Annotated in this window: 15 protein-coding genes; 6 read left to right on the top strand and 9 right to left on the bottom strand. The window is 67.8% G+C overall.

The features are described from left to right. Nucleotides 1-101 precede the first annotated feature (101 nt). The 3 genes from LGN17_RS02980 (at nucleotide 102) to LGN17_RS02970 (ending at nucleotide 3,137) form a co-directional block, all read left to right on the top strand. The gene (locus LGN17_RS02980) at nucleotides 102-485 is read left to right on the top strand and encodes a tautomerase family protein (protein ID WP_226195083.1); all 384 of its coding nucleotides are present in this window, start codon (nucleotides 102-104) and stop codon (nucleotides 483-485) included. A gap of 126 nt (nucleotides 486-611) precedes the next feature. Then, nucleotides 612-2,252: a CHAD domain-containing protein gene (locus LGN17_RS02975; RefSeq protein ID WP_226195082.1), complete on the top strand. Its 1,641-nt coding sequence runs from the start codon at nucleotides 612-614 to the stop codon at nucleotides 2,250-2,252. Nucleotides 2,253-2,300: 48 nt separating this feature from the next. Beyond that, complete coding sequence (locus LGN17_RS02970; RefSeq protein WP_226195081.1) at nucleotides 2,301-3,137, top strand: TOBE domain-containing protein; 837 nt, start codon at nucleotides 2,301-2,303, stop codon at nucleotides 3,135-3,137. A 167-nt stretch (nucleotides 3,138-3,304) separates the two neighbouring features. On the opposite strand, the gene LGN17_RS02965 is transcribed toward LGN17_RS02970, so the two are convergent. From LGN17_RS02965 to LGN17_RS02950, 4 genes are all read right to left on the bottom strand, one after another. Continuing rightward, nucleotides 3,305-4,006 carry a sulfate/molybdate ABC transporter ATP-binding protein gene (locus LGN17_RS02965; RefSeq protein WP_226195080.1) on the bottom strand — a complete coding sequence of 234 codons (702 nt, stop codon included), beginning with the start codon at nucleotides 4,004-4,006 and terminating at the stop codon, nucleotides 3,305-3,307. Between the two features lie 64 nt (nucleotides 4,007-4,070). Next, complete coding sequence (modB, locus tag LGN17_RS02960) at nucleotides 4,071-4,748, bottom strand: molybdate ABC transporter permease subunit (protein WP_175954982.1); 678 nt, start codon at nucleotides 4,746-4,748, stop codon at nucleotides 4,071-4,073. Between the two features lie 10 nt (nucleotides 4,749-4,758). Beyond that, a complete protein-coding gene (modA, locus tag LGN17_RS02955) occupies nucleotides 4,759-5,559 on the bottom strand; it encodes a molybdate ABC transporter substrate-binding protein (protein WP_226195079.1) in 801 nt (266 codons plus the stop codon). A 137-nt stretch (nucleotides 5,560-5,696) separates the two neighbouring features. Then, the gene (locus tag LGN17_RS02950; protein WP_175954986.1) at nucleotides 5,697-6,395 is read right to left on the bottom strand and encodes a phosphatase PAP2 family protein; all 699 of its coding nucleotides are present in this window, start codon (nucleotides 6,393-6,395) and stop codon (nucleotides 5,697-5,699) included. Between the two features lie 248 nt (nucleotides 6,396-6,643). On the opposite strand from LGN17_RS02950, the gene LGN17_RS02945 reads away from it, so the two are divergent. Beyond that, complete coding sequence (locus tag LGN17_RS02945) at nucleotides 6,644-7,753, top strand: PHB depolymerase family esterase (RefSeq protein WP_226195078.1); 1,110 nt, start codon at nucleotides 6,644-6,646, stop codon at nucleotides 7,751-7,753. 81 nt (nucleotides 7,754-7,834) lie between these two features. Beyond that, nucleotides 7,835-8,011, top strand: a complete 177-nt coding sequence (locus LGN17_RS02940) for a DUF3563 family protein (protein WP_175954990.1) — start codon at nucleotides 7,835-7,837, stop codon at nucleotides 8,009-8,011. Nucleotides 8,012-8,129: 118 nt separating this feature from the next. On the opposite strand, the gene LGN17_RS02935 is transcribed toward LGN17_RS02940, so the two are convergent. The 5 genes from LGN17_RS02935 to LGN17_RS02915 form a co-directional block, all read right to left on the bottom strand. Then, nucleotides 8,130-8,549: an organic hydroperoxide resistance protein gene (locus tag LGN17_RS02935; protein WP_226195077.1), complete on the bottom strand. Its 420-nt coding sequence runs from the start codon at nucleotides 8,547-8,549 to the stop codon at nucleotides 8,130-8,132. A gap of 156 nt (nucleotides 8,550-8,705) precedes the next feature. After that, entirely contained in the window at nucleotides 8,706-9,158 is a 453-nt protein-coding gene (locus LGN17_RS02930) for a MarR family winged helix-turn-helix transcriptional regulator (protein ID WP_226195076.1), read from the bottom strand. Between the two features lie 186 nt (nucleotides 9,159-9,344). Continuing rightward, the gene (locus LGN17_RS02925) at nucleotides 9,345-10,154 is read right to left on the bottom strand and encodes a BPSS1780 family membrane protein (RefSeq protein ID WP_175965935.1); all 810 of its coding nucleotides are present in this window, start codon (nucleotides 10,152-10,154) and stop codon (nucleotides 9,345-9,347) included. After that, entirely contained in the window at nucleotides 10,145-11,143 is a 999-nt protein-coding gene (locus LGN17_RS02920; protein WP_226195075.1) for a homoserine kinase, read from the bottom strand. Before LGN17_RS02920 ends, LGN17_RS02925 begins: the two co-directional genes overlap by 10 nt. A 101-nt stretch (nucleotides 11,144-11,244) precedes the next feature. Further along, nucleotides 11,245-11,640, bottom strand: a complete 396-nt coding sequence (locus tag LGN17_RS02915; protein ID WP_039358086.1) for a hypothetical protein — start codon at nucleotides 11,638-11,640, stop codon at nucleotides 11,245-11,247. Between the two features lie 129 nt (nucleotides 11,641-11,769). On the opposite strand from LGN17_RS02915, the gene LGN17_RS02910 reads away from it, so the two are divergent. Continuing rightward, complete coding sequence (locus LGN17_RS02910) at nucleotides 11,770-13,296, top strand: AMP nucleosidase (RefSeq protein WP_175955000.1); 1,527 nt, start codon at nucleotides 11,770-11,772, stop codon at nucleotides 13,294-13,296. Nucleotides 13,297-13,432 lie beyond the last annotated feature (136 nt).

Raw genomic sequence — 13,432 nt, 5'->3', positions numbered from 1 at the left:
GATGAAATATTAATCGATGACTGTTCATTATAGATCGGCGGGCCTAACCTGACGCTGTGTTTCCGTTCTTCAACGTCAACCTCACCGACAGGAGCAGGACCATGCCATTCACCCGTATCGCAGTCCGCGAAGGCAAGCCGGCCGCCTACCGTGCGGCCCTCGTCAGCGGCGTGCATCGCGCGCTGATGCACACGTTCAACGTGCCCGAGGACGACATCTTCATGGTCGTCACCGAGCACGCGGCCGAGAACTTCGTGTTCGGGCGTCACTACCTCGATATCGAACGCAGCGACGATCTCGTGATGATCCAGATCACCGCGAACAACACGCGTACGCTCGAGCAGAAGCGGGCGCTGTACCGGGCGATCGCCGACAACCTCGCGCAGCAGCCCGGCGTGCGGCAGCAGGACGTATTCATCAGTCTGGTCGAGGTGCTGAAAGAGGACTGGTCGTTCGGCAACGGCATCGCGCAATACGCCGTTTGACCTGCGACAGCGCGACAGGGCCGGATCGCTGCCTGCGCGTTTCGGCGACGTGTACTATGGAAGCAGCTTCACGGGCGACGCCGGCGCGAACGATGCGCCGGCGATTCTTCATGTGCAGGGGCCTCCATGTCGCGTGTGCTGGAAATCGTGTTGTCGCTGTCCCTGGAAGGATGGCCGGTCAAGGCTGCAAGTCGCGCCCGCGACGCGCAGCGTGATTTCGGCGCCGAACTCGTGCGCGCGTGGCGGATCTGCCCGCAGGTCCGGATGCGCCGCGGCCACGAGCGCGTGACGATCGAGCCGTGCCGGATCGAGGAGGCCGAGCCGAGCCCCGGCGCGAGCTGGTGGACGTGGGTCGAATCGAATGCGCACGGCAGGCGGGTCGTCGCGTCGCGCACGAAGGCGTTTGCGCCGGGTGTCACGGCGCGCGAACGGTTCGACGCGGAGCATGCGGGCATCGTCGTCGCGATGCCGCCGCCCGTACCCGAGGCGGCCGTCGCAGCCGAGGCCGTCGTCGCGGCAGGCGAAGTCGACGGCGCCGCGCCGGATCCGACCGGGCGCCCGGAGGAGACCGGTACCCAGCCGGAATCGCCGGCGCTGCGTCTCGTCAGCGAACGGCGGCGCGGCCGCTGGGCCGACGACAGCGGCGTCGTGGTCGAGATGACGCTCGACGACATCACGTTGCATCATGGTAGCGAGCCGCCGCGCCGCTACGTCGAACTGCGCCTTGCCACGCCCGACTGGGAAACGCTGCCCGCGCGCACGGCCGCGCTGCAAGCGCTGTTTGCCGCGGCGCGCGAGCTGAGCGGTGCGTGGCCCGCATTCGCGCAACTGACGAGCGTGATCGATCGCGCATGCGCGGCCGAGCCGGCCGCCGACGGGCCGCCCGTCAAGGCGAAGCTCGTCGACCTGACCGGCGTGCGCACGCAGCGCGCCGCGCTGTTCGCGCTGTCCGGCGACATCACCGCGCAATGGCTCGGCAACGAGGGCGGGGTGCTCGAGCACGACGATCCCGAATTCGTGCACCAGATGCGCGTTGCGCTGCGCCGCCTGCGCACGCTGATGCGCTTCTTCCCGCTCTTTGCCGACCGCCAGTGGCGCGACACGCTCGGTGTCGACCTGCACTGGCTTGCCTCGCTGCTCGGCACCGTGCGCGACTGGGACGTGTTCGCGACCGAAAGCCTGCCCGCGCTGATCGCGGCCGACGGCGGCGACGGCGAGTGGAACGGCACGCTCGACGCCGCGCGCGCGCAGTGCGCGGCCGCGCGGGTCGAATTGCGGCAGGCGCTGCATTCGGCCCGCTATGCGCGGCTGACGCTCGGCTGGCTCGAATGGCTGAGCGCGCTTGCGCTGCCGGCCGCCGAAGACGGCGACGCGCCCTCGCTGCGGCGCCACGCGACGAAGCGTGTCCGGCGGCTGTTCGGTCATCTCTATGCATCGCCGTCGCTCACGTCGCTCGACACGGCCGCGCGCCATCAGGTACGGATCGAGGCGAAGCGGCTGCGCTATGCGCTCGAATTCTTCGCGTCGCTGGCGTCGCGCCGCACGCGTACCGAAACGGTCAAGACGCTCACGCGCGTGCAGAGCGTGCTCGGCGAAGCGAACGACACGATGGTCGCGCTGCATCACCTCGAAAAACTGGCTGCACCGCCTTACCAGCTCGGTTTCGTGCGCGGCTACGGCGCGGCGCTCGAGCAGCGCGCGGCGCGCGATGCCGAGGCGCTGCTGGCCAGCCTGCGGCCGCCGAAGCTCGACGGCAAGCCGGGTTGACCGGCACGCGCTGACTATAATGGCCGCCCGATTCCCGCACGTATCCCGATGACCGACGCACCGCATTCTTCCCCGTCCGCCGAACCGCTCGAACTGGGCGGCGAGCTGTGGCTGCGCGCCGGCGAGCAGACGCTCGGCGGCGCCACGCGTATCGCGTTGCTCGCGGCGATCGGCGACACCGGTTCGATCACGCGCGCGGCGAAGGCCGTCGGCCTCAGCTACAAGGCGGCGTGGGATGCGGTCGACACGATGAACAATCTTGCCGGCGAACCGCTCGTCGCACGTTCGACGGGCGGCAAGGGCGGCGGCGGCACGACGCTGACGCCGCGCGCGACGTCGCTGATCGCCGCGTTCCGCACGATCGAGCGCGAGCATCGCCGGTTCATCGAGGCCGCAAGCGCGGCCGTGGCCGGATTCGACGTCGACTGGGCGTTGATCGGCCGGATCGGGATGAAGACCAGCGCGCGCAACCAGTTGTTCGGCAACGTCGCATCGATCGTGCGCGGTACCGTCAACGACGAGGTCACGCTCACGCTGCCCGGCGGACAGCCGATCGTTGCCGTGCTGACGCACGAGAGCGCCGATGCGCTCGGCCTGCAGGTCGGCGCGGACGCCTGCGCGCTGGTGAAGGCGTCGTGGGTCGTGCTCGCGGTCGACGATGGCGAGCCCGAGATGAAGGTGTCCGCGCGGAATCAACTGCGCGGCAGCGTGGAAACCGTCGCGGCGGGCGCGGTGAACAGCGAGGTGACGCTGGCGCTCGACGGCGGCGGGACGCTGACGGCCGTCGTGACCAACGACAGCGTCGATGCGTTACAACTCGACGCCGGCCGGCGGGCGATCGCACTGTTCAAGGCGTCGAGCGTGATTCTTGCGGTGACGGGCTGACGAGGCAGGCCGGGCGGCGCGCTTCGAGGATCGTGTGACGGGCGGGGCGAAGCCGGCATCGCACAGTGCCTGCCCGGCGCCGGCTTCGTTTCCGCTTTCAGCATGTGCCGCTACGCGCGGCTTCTCTCAGGCTCGAATCTGCCTGCCACGACCACCGCCTCGCGCGCTCATGCGACGCGCGTCGGCCACTCGGCGTGCGGCGGAGCCGCCTGCACGCGTCCTTCGCTCAACTGCACGACCTGGTCGCCGAACGCGGCAACGTCGTCGGGATCGTGCGAGATCAGCACCATCGGGATATCGAGTCGCGCCTGTAGCTCGGCGAGCTCGTGACGCATGCGCTGGCGCATCGCGCCGTCGAGCGCCGCGAACGGTTCGTCGAGCAGCAGGATCCGCGGCTGCGCGACCAGTGCGCGCGCCAGCGCGACGCGCTGTTTCTGTCCGCCCGACAATTGCGACGGATACTGTCCCGCGAGCGCTTCGAGATCGAATGCTTGCAGCCAGTACGCGACTTCCCGCGGCACCGCCTTCGCGCGCGGATTGCGCAGCCCCGATGTCAGCCCGAACGCGATGTTCTGGCGCACGTTCAGATGCGGAAACAGTGCGTAATCCTGGAACAGGTACGCGACGCGGCGCTCGCGGGTCGGCACGTCGATGCGGCGAGCGGCGTCGAACAGCGGTTCGTCGTTCAGCTTGATCGTGCCTTCGTCGGGCGACAGCAGGCCGGCGATCGCCTGCAGCGTCATGCTCTTGCCCGCACCGGACGGCCCGAACAGCACGACGCGCTGCGTCGTCGCCGTGAACGACACGTCGAGCGTGAAGCGGCGCTCGGCGTTCGCGTAGGTCTTGCGGATGTCGACGACGAGGCTCATGCGAACCTCCGTCGACGCAACCCGGCGGCCGCGCGAAGCAGGCGATACGGACGAAATGCGCGCTTCATGTCAGCTGGCTCCGCCGGGCGCGCGACGGCACGAGCCAGCCGGTCGCGAGCAGCACCAGCACGCAGGTGATCGACGTCACCAGCACGAGGAAGTTGGCCGTGCTGTCGTCGCCGGCCTGCACGGCCGCGTAGATCGCGACCGACAGCGTCTGCGTGCGACCGGGCAGGTTGCCCGCGATCATCAGCGTCGCGCCGAACTCGCCGAGCGCGCGTGCGAACGCGAGCAGCGCGCCCGCGAGAATTCCGCGCGTGGCGAGCGGCAGCGTCACACGGAAGAACACCGCGGCTTCGCCGAGCCCGAGCGTGCGCGCCGCGCGTTCGAGGTGCGGATCGACGCCTTCGAACGCAGCCCGGGCCGACTTCAGGATCAACGGGAACGCGACGACCATCGACGCGATTACCGCGCCTTGCCACGTAAAGACGAGCTCGATGCCGAGCTTGTCGAGCCACGCGCCGAACACGCCGCGCCGGCCGAGCAGCACGAGCAGGTAATACCCGAGCACCGTCGGCGGCAGCACGAGCGGCAGCGTCAGCACGGAATCGACGACGTCGCGCAGCGGCGAGCGCCAGCGCGCGAGCATGAACGCGGCCGCGACGCCGAGCACGATGTCGAGCGCGGTTGCCCAGCCGGCAACCTTCAGCGACAGCAGCAGCGGTATCCAGGCGTCTTGCATCGCGTGACGCTCACTTGCCCGCAGGCTTGAAGCCGAACGTCGACAGCACGGCCTGGCCCTGCGGCGACGCGACGAAGTCGATGAACGACTGCGCGTGCGCGGCGTGGCGGCTGTCCTTGACTACGGCGATCGGATAGGTGATGGCCGTCTTCGTCGGCACGGTCAGCGCAACTTTCACGCGGCCCGGCATGATCGCAGCGTCGGTACCGAACACGAAGCCTGCGTCGACCTCACCGCGCGCGACGTAGTCGAGGCTCTGGCGCACGTTCGCGGCCAGCACGCCCTTCGCGCTGACGGCATCCCACACGCCGGCCGCGCGCAGTGCGCCTTCCGTATAGCGGCCGACCGGCACCGATGCCGGGTCGCCGTACGCGATGCGCTTCACGCCGGGTGCCGTCAGGTCGTTCAGCGACGTCGGCGCGGCGGCCTTGCTGTCCGCCGGCACGATCAGCACGAGCGAGTTCGCCGCGAAATCGCGCCGCGTGCCGGGCACGATCACCTTTTCGTTGGCCGCACGGTCCATCGCCTTCTGGTCGGCCGACGCGAACACGTCAGCCGGTGCGCCCTTGGCGATCTGCTGCATCAGCACGTCCGACGCGCCGAAGTTGAACAGCACCTTGGTATCCGGATGCTGCTTCTCGTACGCATCGCCGACGGCCTTGAACGCGTTCGTCAGGCTGGCGGCGGCCGACACGACCAGTTCATCCGCGGCGCAAGCGGGCGCGCTGAACGCGATACCGGCAGCGGCAAGCGTGGCGATCGGCAGCAGGCGGAGCAGGGTGCGGCGAAGCGGACGGACGGTTGAGCGCATGGCGGATTCGTTCTGAATGGGTGGAAACCGTAATCGTAATATAGGGCGGGTTATAACGCTCGACATACCGCTCATGCGATGGCGCGCATGGAATGGTCAGACGTGAAAAGGAGCGGGCGTGACGGTGGGGCGGCCGGTCACGTACGGAGCGTTTGCAGCGACGACTGGGTGCGCTGCAGCGACGACGGCTGCGATGCAGGACGGTAGTTCGGGTTGGCCTTCCAGCGCGCGCGGACGAACGGACGCTCGTGGCCCGACAGTTGCAGCGCCACCTTGGTGACCCACCGATGCGACGGCACCGTGATGCCGTGCAGCGCCACGGTGACGAGCGCGAGGCTCGCGACGACCGCAGGCACCGACCAGCGGTGCGGCACCGCGCGCCACGAGCCGGCGATGAACGCGAGCGCGGCGATCGCGCCGACGATACAGCCGGTGATCGATTCGGACGGCGAATGTGCGTCGAGCGCGACGCGCGACACGCCGACCGCGATGCCGGCCGCGAGCCCGAGCGCGATGCCGGCGATTCGCATCGGCGTGCGCGTGCGGATCAGCGCCAGGAAAATCGCGACCGGATAGACCGACGTCGACAGCATGGCATGGCCGCTGAACCCCGTGAAATCCCACTTGCGGATGCCGATTCCCCAGCCGAGGAACGCGATCTTCGTGAGCGCGACCACGCCGATCGCGGCCGCGAGCACGCCGAGCCACGCGGCCGCGCGCTGCCACGAGTAGCCGAGCGCGAGCCAGACGGCGATCGTGATCGCGAGCGGCAAGGTCAGGCCGGCGCCGCCGAACGCGGTGATCATGATCCACAGGTGAGACGGCAGGTCGAACATCGGGAAGGGGACGAACGAAGGCGGGGAAGATGCTTAAATCAACGCGCGAGCCGGAAAGAACGACTACAACGGATACAAGCGACGAAGCCCCAGTATAGCGCCGCGTGCGCACGAGCCCCGTTTTTTGCGCTGCCGGGAACGATCCGCATGCAGGAAAAATCCCAGAAACAATGTTATGGTGCATTGCACAAAGACGAACGATGCATCCGCTGTGGTGCCCCTATTTTTCCTGACTGCGAGCCCGATCGATGACCAAGAGTCTGACCAAGGTGTGGCTGGGCGGCATGAAACGCATCCTGTCACCGGCCGCCAAGCGCGCGGCGCGCGACGCGCAGCGCATCACACGCGACGCGCTCGAGGCCGCGGCCTCTCCCGCCGTATCCGATCTGTCCCCGCCGCGTGAATCGCGCGTGCGGCCGCGCGCCGCCGCATGGGCGGCCGGCGAGTGGACGCGCGGCGAACATCCGATGGCGCCCGCGCTCGGGCGCCTCGTCCAGAATCTCGCGTACGGCCTCTACGTGCCGCCGGGCCGCCGGCGTGGCGCGATGCCGCTCGTCGTGATGCTGCACGGCTGCCAGCAGTCCGTCGACGAATTCGTGCAAGGCACGCGGATGAATCTGCTGGCCGACAAGCATGGTTTCGCGGTGCTGTATCCGGAGCAGTCGCTGCGCGCGCACGCGCACGGCTGCTGGCATTGGTATGAAGACACCGACCGCGCGGGCCGCGGCGAGGCGAACGCCGTGGCGTCGCTCGTCGACGCGCTCGTCGACGAACACGGTTTCGACGCGTCGCGTGTCTATGTCGCGGGGCTGTCGGCCGGTGCGGGCCTCGCGTCGCTTCTTGCACTGCACCATCCGGACCGTTTTGCGGCGGTGGCGCTGCATTCGGGCCCTGCGCTCGGCGAGGCGAGTTCGGGCATTACCGCGATGGACGTGATGCGGCGCGGGGTACGCCAGAACCCGGCTGCGGCCGTCGATGCGGTGGTCGATGCCGCCGCTTATCCGGGCATGCCCGCGCTGATCGTCCAGGGTGACGGCGACCACGTGGTCGCGCCGAAGAACGCCGACCAGCTGACGGTGCAGTTCATGCGCCTGAACGGGCTCGCCGACAGCCGCGGCGCACTGCGCGGAGGCGAGCGGGTCGAGACGCGCGAAGCGGGCGCGCAGATCACCGATGTCTGCCGCGACGGCGAGCCGGTCGTGCGGCTCTGTCATGTGAAAGGGCTCGACCATGCGTGGGCCGGCGGCGACGAAGCCGTGCCGTTTCATGCAGCGGTCGGCCCCGATGCGAGCGCGATGATCTGGGCCTTTTTCGAAGCCCATCGTCGCACTGTGGCGACCGAACGACGCATCGTCTGATCGACGCTGGCCAAAGGCTAGGGTTTTCCCTATAATTCGGGAAAACCCTAGTCAAAGAACCTCTGGATTGCGAGATCGACCATGTACCTGCTGAGCCACCTCTTCCTGATGCTGACCAAGAACGCTGAAAAGGCCTCGAAAGAGCGCGCCGAGGCGTACCTGGCCGAAGCCACCGACATCTACGACCTCGAATTCCGCATGCGCAAGATCGATCGCGAAGCGGCGATGAACCGCCCGTACTCGATCGGCGCGCGCTAAGCAGCGCAGGGCGGGCAGTCAGGTCCGCCGTTCCGGCGAGTCACGCAGCAAAAAAGGGCGCGTGCGGCTACATGCCGCACGCGCCCTTTTTGTATTCCTGGCCCGGCCTTGTGTCGCGTCAGACGACCGTCAGGCGTACCGGCACGTTGTTGCGCGTCGCGTTCGAGTACGGGCACACGTGGTGCGCCTTTTCGACCAGCGCTTGCGCGTCGGCCTTGTCGAATCCCGGGAGCGACACGCGCAACTCGACGTCGAGCGCGAAACCGCCGGCGTCGTTCGGGCCGATGCCCACTTCCGCCGTGACCTGCGTGTCGGCCGGCAGTGCCTTCTTGTCCTGACCGGCGACGAATTTCATCGCGCTCAGGAAACAGGCCGAGTAACCTGCGGCAAACAGCTGCTCCGGGTTCGTGCCTTCCGCGCCCGTGCCGCCGAGTTCGCGCGGCGCGGCCAGCTTCACTTCCAGCTTGTTGTCGGCGGATACCGCGCGGCCGTCGCGGCCGCCCGTGCTCGTGGCGCTGGTCTTGTACAGAATGTTCATCGTGCAGCTCCTGTCGGTAAAGGGGAAGAAAAGCGGTCCGGTCGAACGGGGTGTCGCCGGCCACGAGAAAAATATAGAACACAAATCATTTGTGTGCAAATGAATTTTTGAAGAAAAAGCCCGGGAGTGCCGGGCCGGTTCGCGGAGGCTCGCCTGTCAGCGTTCGTTGGCGGCCGACAGCGCGTCGCGCAACTGCTGGAGATCGGTGCGCAGCCTGACCAGGAACTCGGGGGATTGCTGCATCGCGCAAAAGAGATCGACGGGGACCGAGCGCGCGCGATCCTTCAGCGCACGGCCTTCCGGCGTCACAAGTACGTTCACGACGCGTTCGTCGGCCGCGCTGCGCACGCGCTCGACGTAGCCGAGCGCCTCCAGTCGCTTCAGCAGCGGCGTGACCGTGGCCGGGTCGAGGTCGAGCCGCGCGGCGATGTCCTTCACGGCGATGTCGTCGCGCTCCCACAGCACGAGCATCGCGAGATATTGCGGATAGGTCAGCGACAGCTTGTCGAGCAGCGGCTTGTACGTCTTCGTCATCGCGTGCGAAGTCGAGTAGAGCGCGAAGCAGAGTTGCTCGTCGAGCGTCTGGGGCAGCAGGGGCAGGCGGTCCATGATTCGGGAGGCGCGGCGAACGCGCGAACAATTTGCACGCAAATTATTTTGCGCGCAAAAGATCGGGATGAACAGGGGGCGGCCGGCGCGGTGCGGCGGCCGACCGAGGCGGGGAAAGGGATGGGGCGCCGGGAGCCAACCCGCCGCGGAGAACGGTGGCCGGCGACGTGCGCCGGCCGGGGGACTTCAGCGACCCGATGTGGTGGTCGTTGCGCCCGGTTCCTGTACGCCGAAGCAGCCGCGATAGGTCGCGTAGAACGAGCAGTACAGCATCGTGACGATGATGATCGTTACCGGCATCATGATCGTCAGCGCGTAGGCGCCGGCGCCGAGCGCCTGCAGCAGCAGCGACAGCGCGAGCGACGTGCCGAGCGCGACGCCGAACCACAGCATGCCGTACACGACGAACGCGCCGCGATTGCGCCAGCAACTGACGACGCTGAAGAACAGTGCCTTGACGGGCGGGACGTCATGCCACGCGACCAGCACCGGCGCGAACCAGAACAGCATCGCGACCGGCAGGTAGAGCAGCGTCGCGAAGAACAGCGCGCCGAGCGTGCCTTGCGCGGCGAGCCCTTCCGGCGTGGTGCTCGCTTCGTCCGCCGCGCCCATCATCACGTGGAACAGCGCGCCGCCGTCCACGAACGACGAAGCGGCGAACACGAGCACCATCGACGCGACGTAGATCACGCCGAGCACGAGCAGCCGCTGGGTCGCGATGGTGCCGTACGAGCGGAAGCCGTCGACGAGGATCGTCGGCATCACGGGCTTGCCGGCTACCGTGTCGCGGCACGCGGCCATGAAGCCGACCGCGACGCCGGGAATGAATACCAGCGGCAGCGCGGAGCCGATCACGGGCACCATCGATATCAGCGTGATCGCCAGCAGGTACGTGAAGAACAGCGTGATGAACGCGAGCGGGTTCCGGCGGAACAGCCAGACGCCTTGACGGAACCAGACATAGCCCGTTTTGGCGGGCACTTCGATCAGTTGCATGCGGTTTGGATCTCGGGAAGCGCGGGCGTGTGCGCGATACGCTCGCGCAGGATGCGTTCGAAATGGCCGGGGTCGTGCGGCTTGAGCATCTCGGCCGCGCGGGGCAGATAGAAGTCGTACAGGCGCGACACCCAGAAGCGATACGCGCCCGCGCGCAGCATGTCGCTCCAGTGGCGGCGCTCCTCGGCCGTGAACGGCCGAACGGTCTGGTATGCGCGCAGCAGCGCGTCGGCGCGCGCGACGTCGAGCACGCCGGTCGCGAGGTCGACGCACCAGTCGTTGACCGTGACCGCGACGTCGAACAGCCACTTGTCGCAGCCCGCGAAATAGAAGTCGAAGAAGCCGCCGAGCCGCACGTCGTGGCCGGTGCCGGGCGCCGCGTGCGCGAACAGCACGTTGTCGCGGAACAGGTCGCAATGGCACGGCCCGGCCGGCAACGCCGCGTAGTCGTCCGATGCGAAGAAGCTGGCCTGGTGCGCGAGTTCGCTTTCCAGCAGCGCGCGCTGCGGCTCCGTGATGAACGGCACGATAGCCGGCACGTTCTCCTGCCACCACGGCAGGCTGCGCAGGTTCGGCTGGTTGCGCGGATAGTCGCGGCCGGCGAGGTGCAGGCGCGCGAGCATCTGCCCGACCTCGATGCAGTGTTCGACCCCCGGCGCGAGTTCAGCCGAGCCGTCGAGCTTCGTGACGATCGCGGCCGGCTTGCCGTGCAGCATGCCGAACAGCGCGCCGTCGTCACGCGGGATCGGATCGGGCACGGGCACGCCGTGGCCGGCCAGATGGCGCATCAGGTCGAGGTAGAACGGCAGTTGCTGCGCCGTGAGCTTTTCGAAGATCGTGAGGACGTACTCGCCGCGCGTCGTCGTCAGGAAGAAATTGCTGTTTTCGATACCGGACGGAATGCCGCGGAACGCAAGCACGTCGCCCAGTTCGTAGTGGCGCATCCATTGCGCGAGATCGGAGTCGGAAACAGCAGTGAAAACGGCCATGCGGGATGCGTCAGGTCAGGGTGTCGGCACGCGGGCGGCGTGCGTCGCGACAGCAGGTGAAGGGAGGCGGCGCGCGGCGTTCGGTGCCGCGCGCCGCGGAATCAGTAGCGCAGGTTCAGCGACGGCAGGCGCGTGATCGGGATGCCCGCGTCGTGCGGCTTCGGCGACGTGTCGGGCGTCGAGCTCATCTGGTAGCGCGTGCCGAAGTTCGACTTCACGTCGATCTCGACCGGTTTGCCGCGATCGCGGTACTCGGTGACTTCGGTGCCGTTCTTGCTCTTTTCGTGGAAGCTCGGCGTGCGGCGGATGTCGGCGAAGTCGACTTTCGACGTGACTTCGGCGCCCGGCCGGTTGATCTTGCGGAGATCGGGCAGGCCGGCGGCCTCGTTGGCCTCGGCCCGGGCCTGCGCGTCGGCGTCAGGCGTGCCGCCGGCGGCGTAAGCGACGCTGGCGGCGGCAAACGCGGCGGCAGCGGCGACGAGAATGAGCGGCTTCATGATGAGTCTCCAGTGAACCCACCGATTTTAGCAAATACTGCGCCCCATCCGGCCCTCGCGTGCGTAGGGGCAGCCATAAGGGCGACCGGGTTCCGTGGTAATGTCGTCGGATCAGACGAGGTGATGAAAATGAAGAACGATTTGAGCCGCCGGCACCGAGTGCTGACGCCCGAGAGCCCGTCGGTCGAGGCTTTCGACGATCCGATCGCCGCCGTTGCGCGGCTGTCCGCCATTTACGACACGAACACGGGCTTCCTGCGCGACGCGTTCGCGCGCTATCGCCGCCATGAACCGATCACCGAGCACGTGCGCGCGTGCTACCCGTTCGTGCGGATCCGCACCGACGTCAACACGCATGTCGATTCGCGCCGCTCGTACGGTTTCGTCGCGGGCCCCGGCGTGTTCGAGACGACGGTCACGCGCCCCGATCTTTTCGCGAACTACTATCGCGAGCAGCTGCGCCTGCTGTCGAAGAACCACCATGTGAAGATCGAGATCGGCGTGTCGTCGCAGCCGATTCCGATTCATTTCGCGTTTCCTGAAGGGATCCATCTCGAGGGCGAGCTCGACCGCGACCGCCTGCTCGCGATGCGCGACATCTTTGATACGCCCGACCTGTCGTATCTCGACGACCGCATCGTCAACGGCACGTTCGAGCCGGCGCCGGGCGAGCCGCATCCGCTCGCGCTGTTCACGGCCGCGCGCGTCGATTTCTCGCTGCACCGGCTGCGCCACTACACGGCGACGTCGCCCACGCATTTCCAGAACTACGTGCTGTACACGAACTACCAGTTCTACATCGACGAGTTCGTGAAGCTGGGCCGCACGGTGATGACGGAGAGCGACGATCCCGAGGTGCGTGCATACCGGAGCCAGTACAGCGCGTTCGTCGAGCCGGGCGATGTCGTCACGTACAACGCGAACCTCGGTAGCGAGCCGGCAGAGGGCGCCGCGCCGCCGCGCCTGCCGCAGATGCCCGCGTATCACCTGAAGCGCGCGGACGGCAGCGGGATCACGATGGTCAACATCGGCGTCGGCCCGTCGAACGCGAAGACTATCACCGATCACATCGCGGTGCTGCGTCCGCACGCGTGGGTGATGCTCGGTCACTGCGCGGGGCTGCGCAACACGCAGCGTCTCGGCGACTACGTGCTCGCACACGGCTACGTGCGCGAGGATCACGTGCTCGACGCCGACCTGCCGCTGTGGGTGCCGATTCCGGCGCTCGCCGAAGTGCAGCTCGCACTCGAGCGCGGGGTGGCCGACGTGACCCGGCTGGAGGGCGCTGAACTGAAGCGCGTGATGCGCACGGGTACGGTCGCGAGCGTCGACAACCGTAACTGGGAGTTGCGCGATCATCGCGAGCCGGTGCAGCGGCTGTCGCAGAGCCGTGCGATCGCGCTCGACATGGAAAGCGCGACGATCGCCGCGAACGGCTTCCGCTTCCGCGTGCCGTACGGCACGCTGCTGTGCGTGTCGGACAAGCCGCTGCACGGCGAGCTGAAGCTGCCGGGCATGGCCGACACGTTCTATCGCGGGCAGGTCGACCAGCATCTGCAGATCGGCGTGAGGGCGATGGAGATCCTGCGGACGAACGGGCTCGACAAGCTGCATAGCCGCAAGCTGCGGAGCTTTGCGGAAGTGGCGTTCCAGTAAGGCGATGACCGGCGGGCCCTGCGGGGCGTCGCCGGGGTTCACGTCTTCCGAGTTGCCGCCCTCGCGGACGTGACGGTGCATGCGATTGAGAGGGCTGGCAGAGTACGGTCGCGCGCCCGTAATGAACGACGCGGCT

Origin of the sequence: Burkholderia sp. AU30280, from assembly GCF_020420125.1 — a bacterium.
Lineage (GTDB): Bacteria > Pseudomonadota > Gammaproteobacteria > Burkholderiales > Burkholderiaceae > Burkholderia.
The sequence above is the reverse complement of the archived record's forward strand: the minus strand, read 5'-3'. Positions and strand labels throughout refer to the sequence as shown.

Bases quoted from the DNA above. Each gene is read 5' to 3' on its own strand.
- LGN17_RS02975 (WP_226195082.1), top strand. From the start codon at position 612: ATGTCGCGTGTGCTGGAAATCGTGTTGTCGCTGTCCCTGGAAGGATGG.
- LGN17_RS02915 (WP_039358086.1), bottom strand. From the start codon at position 11,640: ATGAAGCCGCTCATTCTCGTCGCCGCTGCCGCCGCGTTTGCCGCCGCC.
- LGN17_RS02910 (WP_175955000.1), top strand. From the start codon at position 11,770: ATGAAGAACGATTTGAGCCGCCGGCACCGAGTGCTGACGCCCGAGAGC.
- modA (WP_226195079.1), bottom strand. From the start codon at position 5,559: ATGCGCTCAACCGTCCGTCCGCTTCGCCGCACCCTGCTCCGCCTGCTG.
- LGN17_RS02935 (WP_226195077.1), bottom strand. From the start codon at position 8,549: ATGAACATTCTGTACAAGACCAGCGCCACGAGCACGGGCGGCCGCGAC.
- LGN17_RS02930 (WP_226195076.1), bottom strand. From the start codon at position 9,158: ATGGACCGCCTGCCCCTGCTGCCCCAGACGCTCGACGAGCAACTCTGC.
- LGN17_RS02920 (WP_226195075.1), bottom strand. From the start codon at position 11,143: ATGGCCGTTTTCACTGCTGTTTCCGACTCCGATCTCGCGCAATGGATG.
- LGN17_RS02965 (WP_226195080.1), bottom strand. From the start codon at position 4,006: ATGAGCCTCGTCGTCGACATCCGCAAGACCTACGCGAACGCCGAGCGC.
- LGN17_RS02925 (WP_175965935.1), bottom strand. From the start codon at position 10,154: ATGCAACTGATCGAAGTGCCCGCCAAAACGGGCTATGTCTGGTTCCGT.
- LGN17_RS02945 (WP_226195078.1), top strand. From the start codon at position 6,644: ATGACCAAGAGTCTGACCAAGGTGTGGCTGGGCGGCATGAAACGCATC.
- LGN17_RS02970 (WP_226195081.1), top strand. From the start codon at position 2,301: ATGACCGACGCACCGCATTCTTCCCCGTCCGCCGAACCGCTCGAACTG.
- LGN17_RS02940 (WP_175954990.1), top strand. From the start codon at position 7,835: ATGTACCTGCTGAGCCACCTCTTCCTGATGCTGACCAAGAACGCTGAA.
- modB (WP_175954982.1), bottom strand. From the start codon at position 4,748: ATGCAAGACGCCTGGATACCGCTGCTGCTGTCGCTGAAGGTTGCCGGC.
- LGN17_RS02950 (WP_175954986.1), bottom strand. From the start codon at position 6,395: ATGTTCGACCTGCCGTCTCACCTGTGGATCATGATCACCGCGTTCGGC.
- LGN17_RS02980 (WP_226195083.1), top strand. From the start codon at position 102: ATGCCATTCACCCGTATCGCAGTCCGCGAAGGCAAGCCGGCCGCCTAC.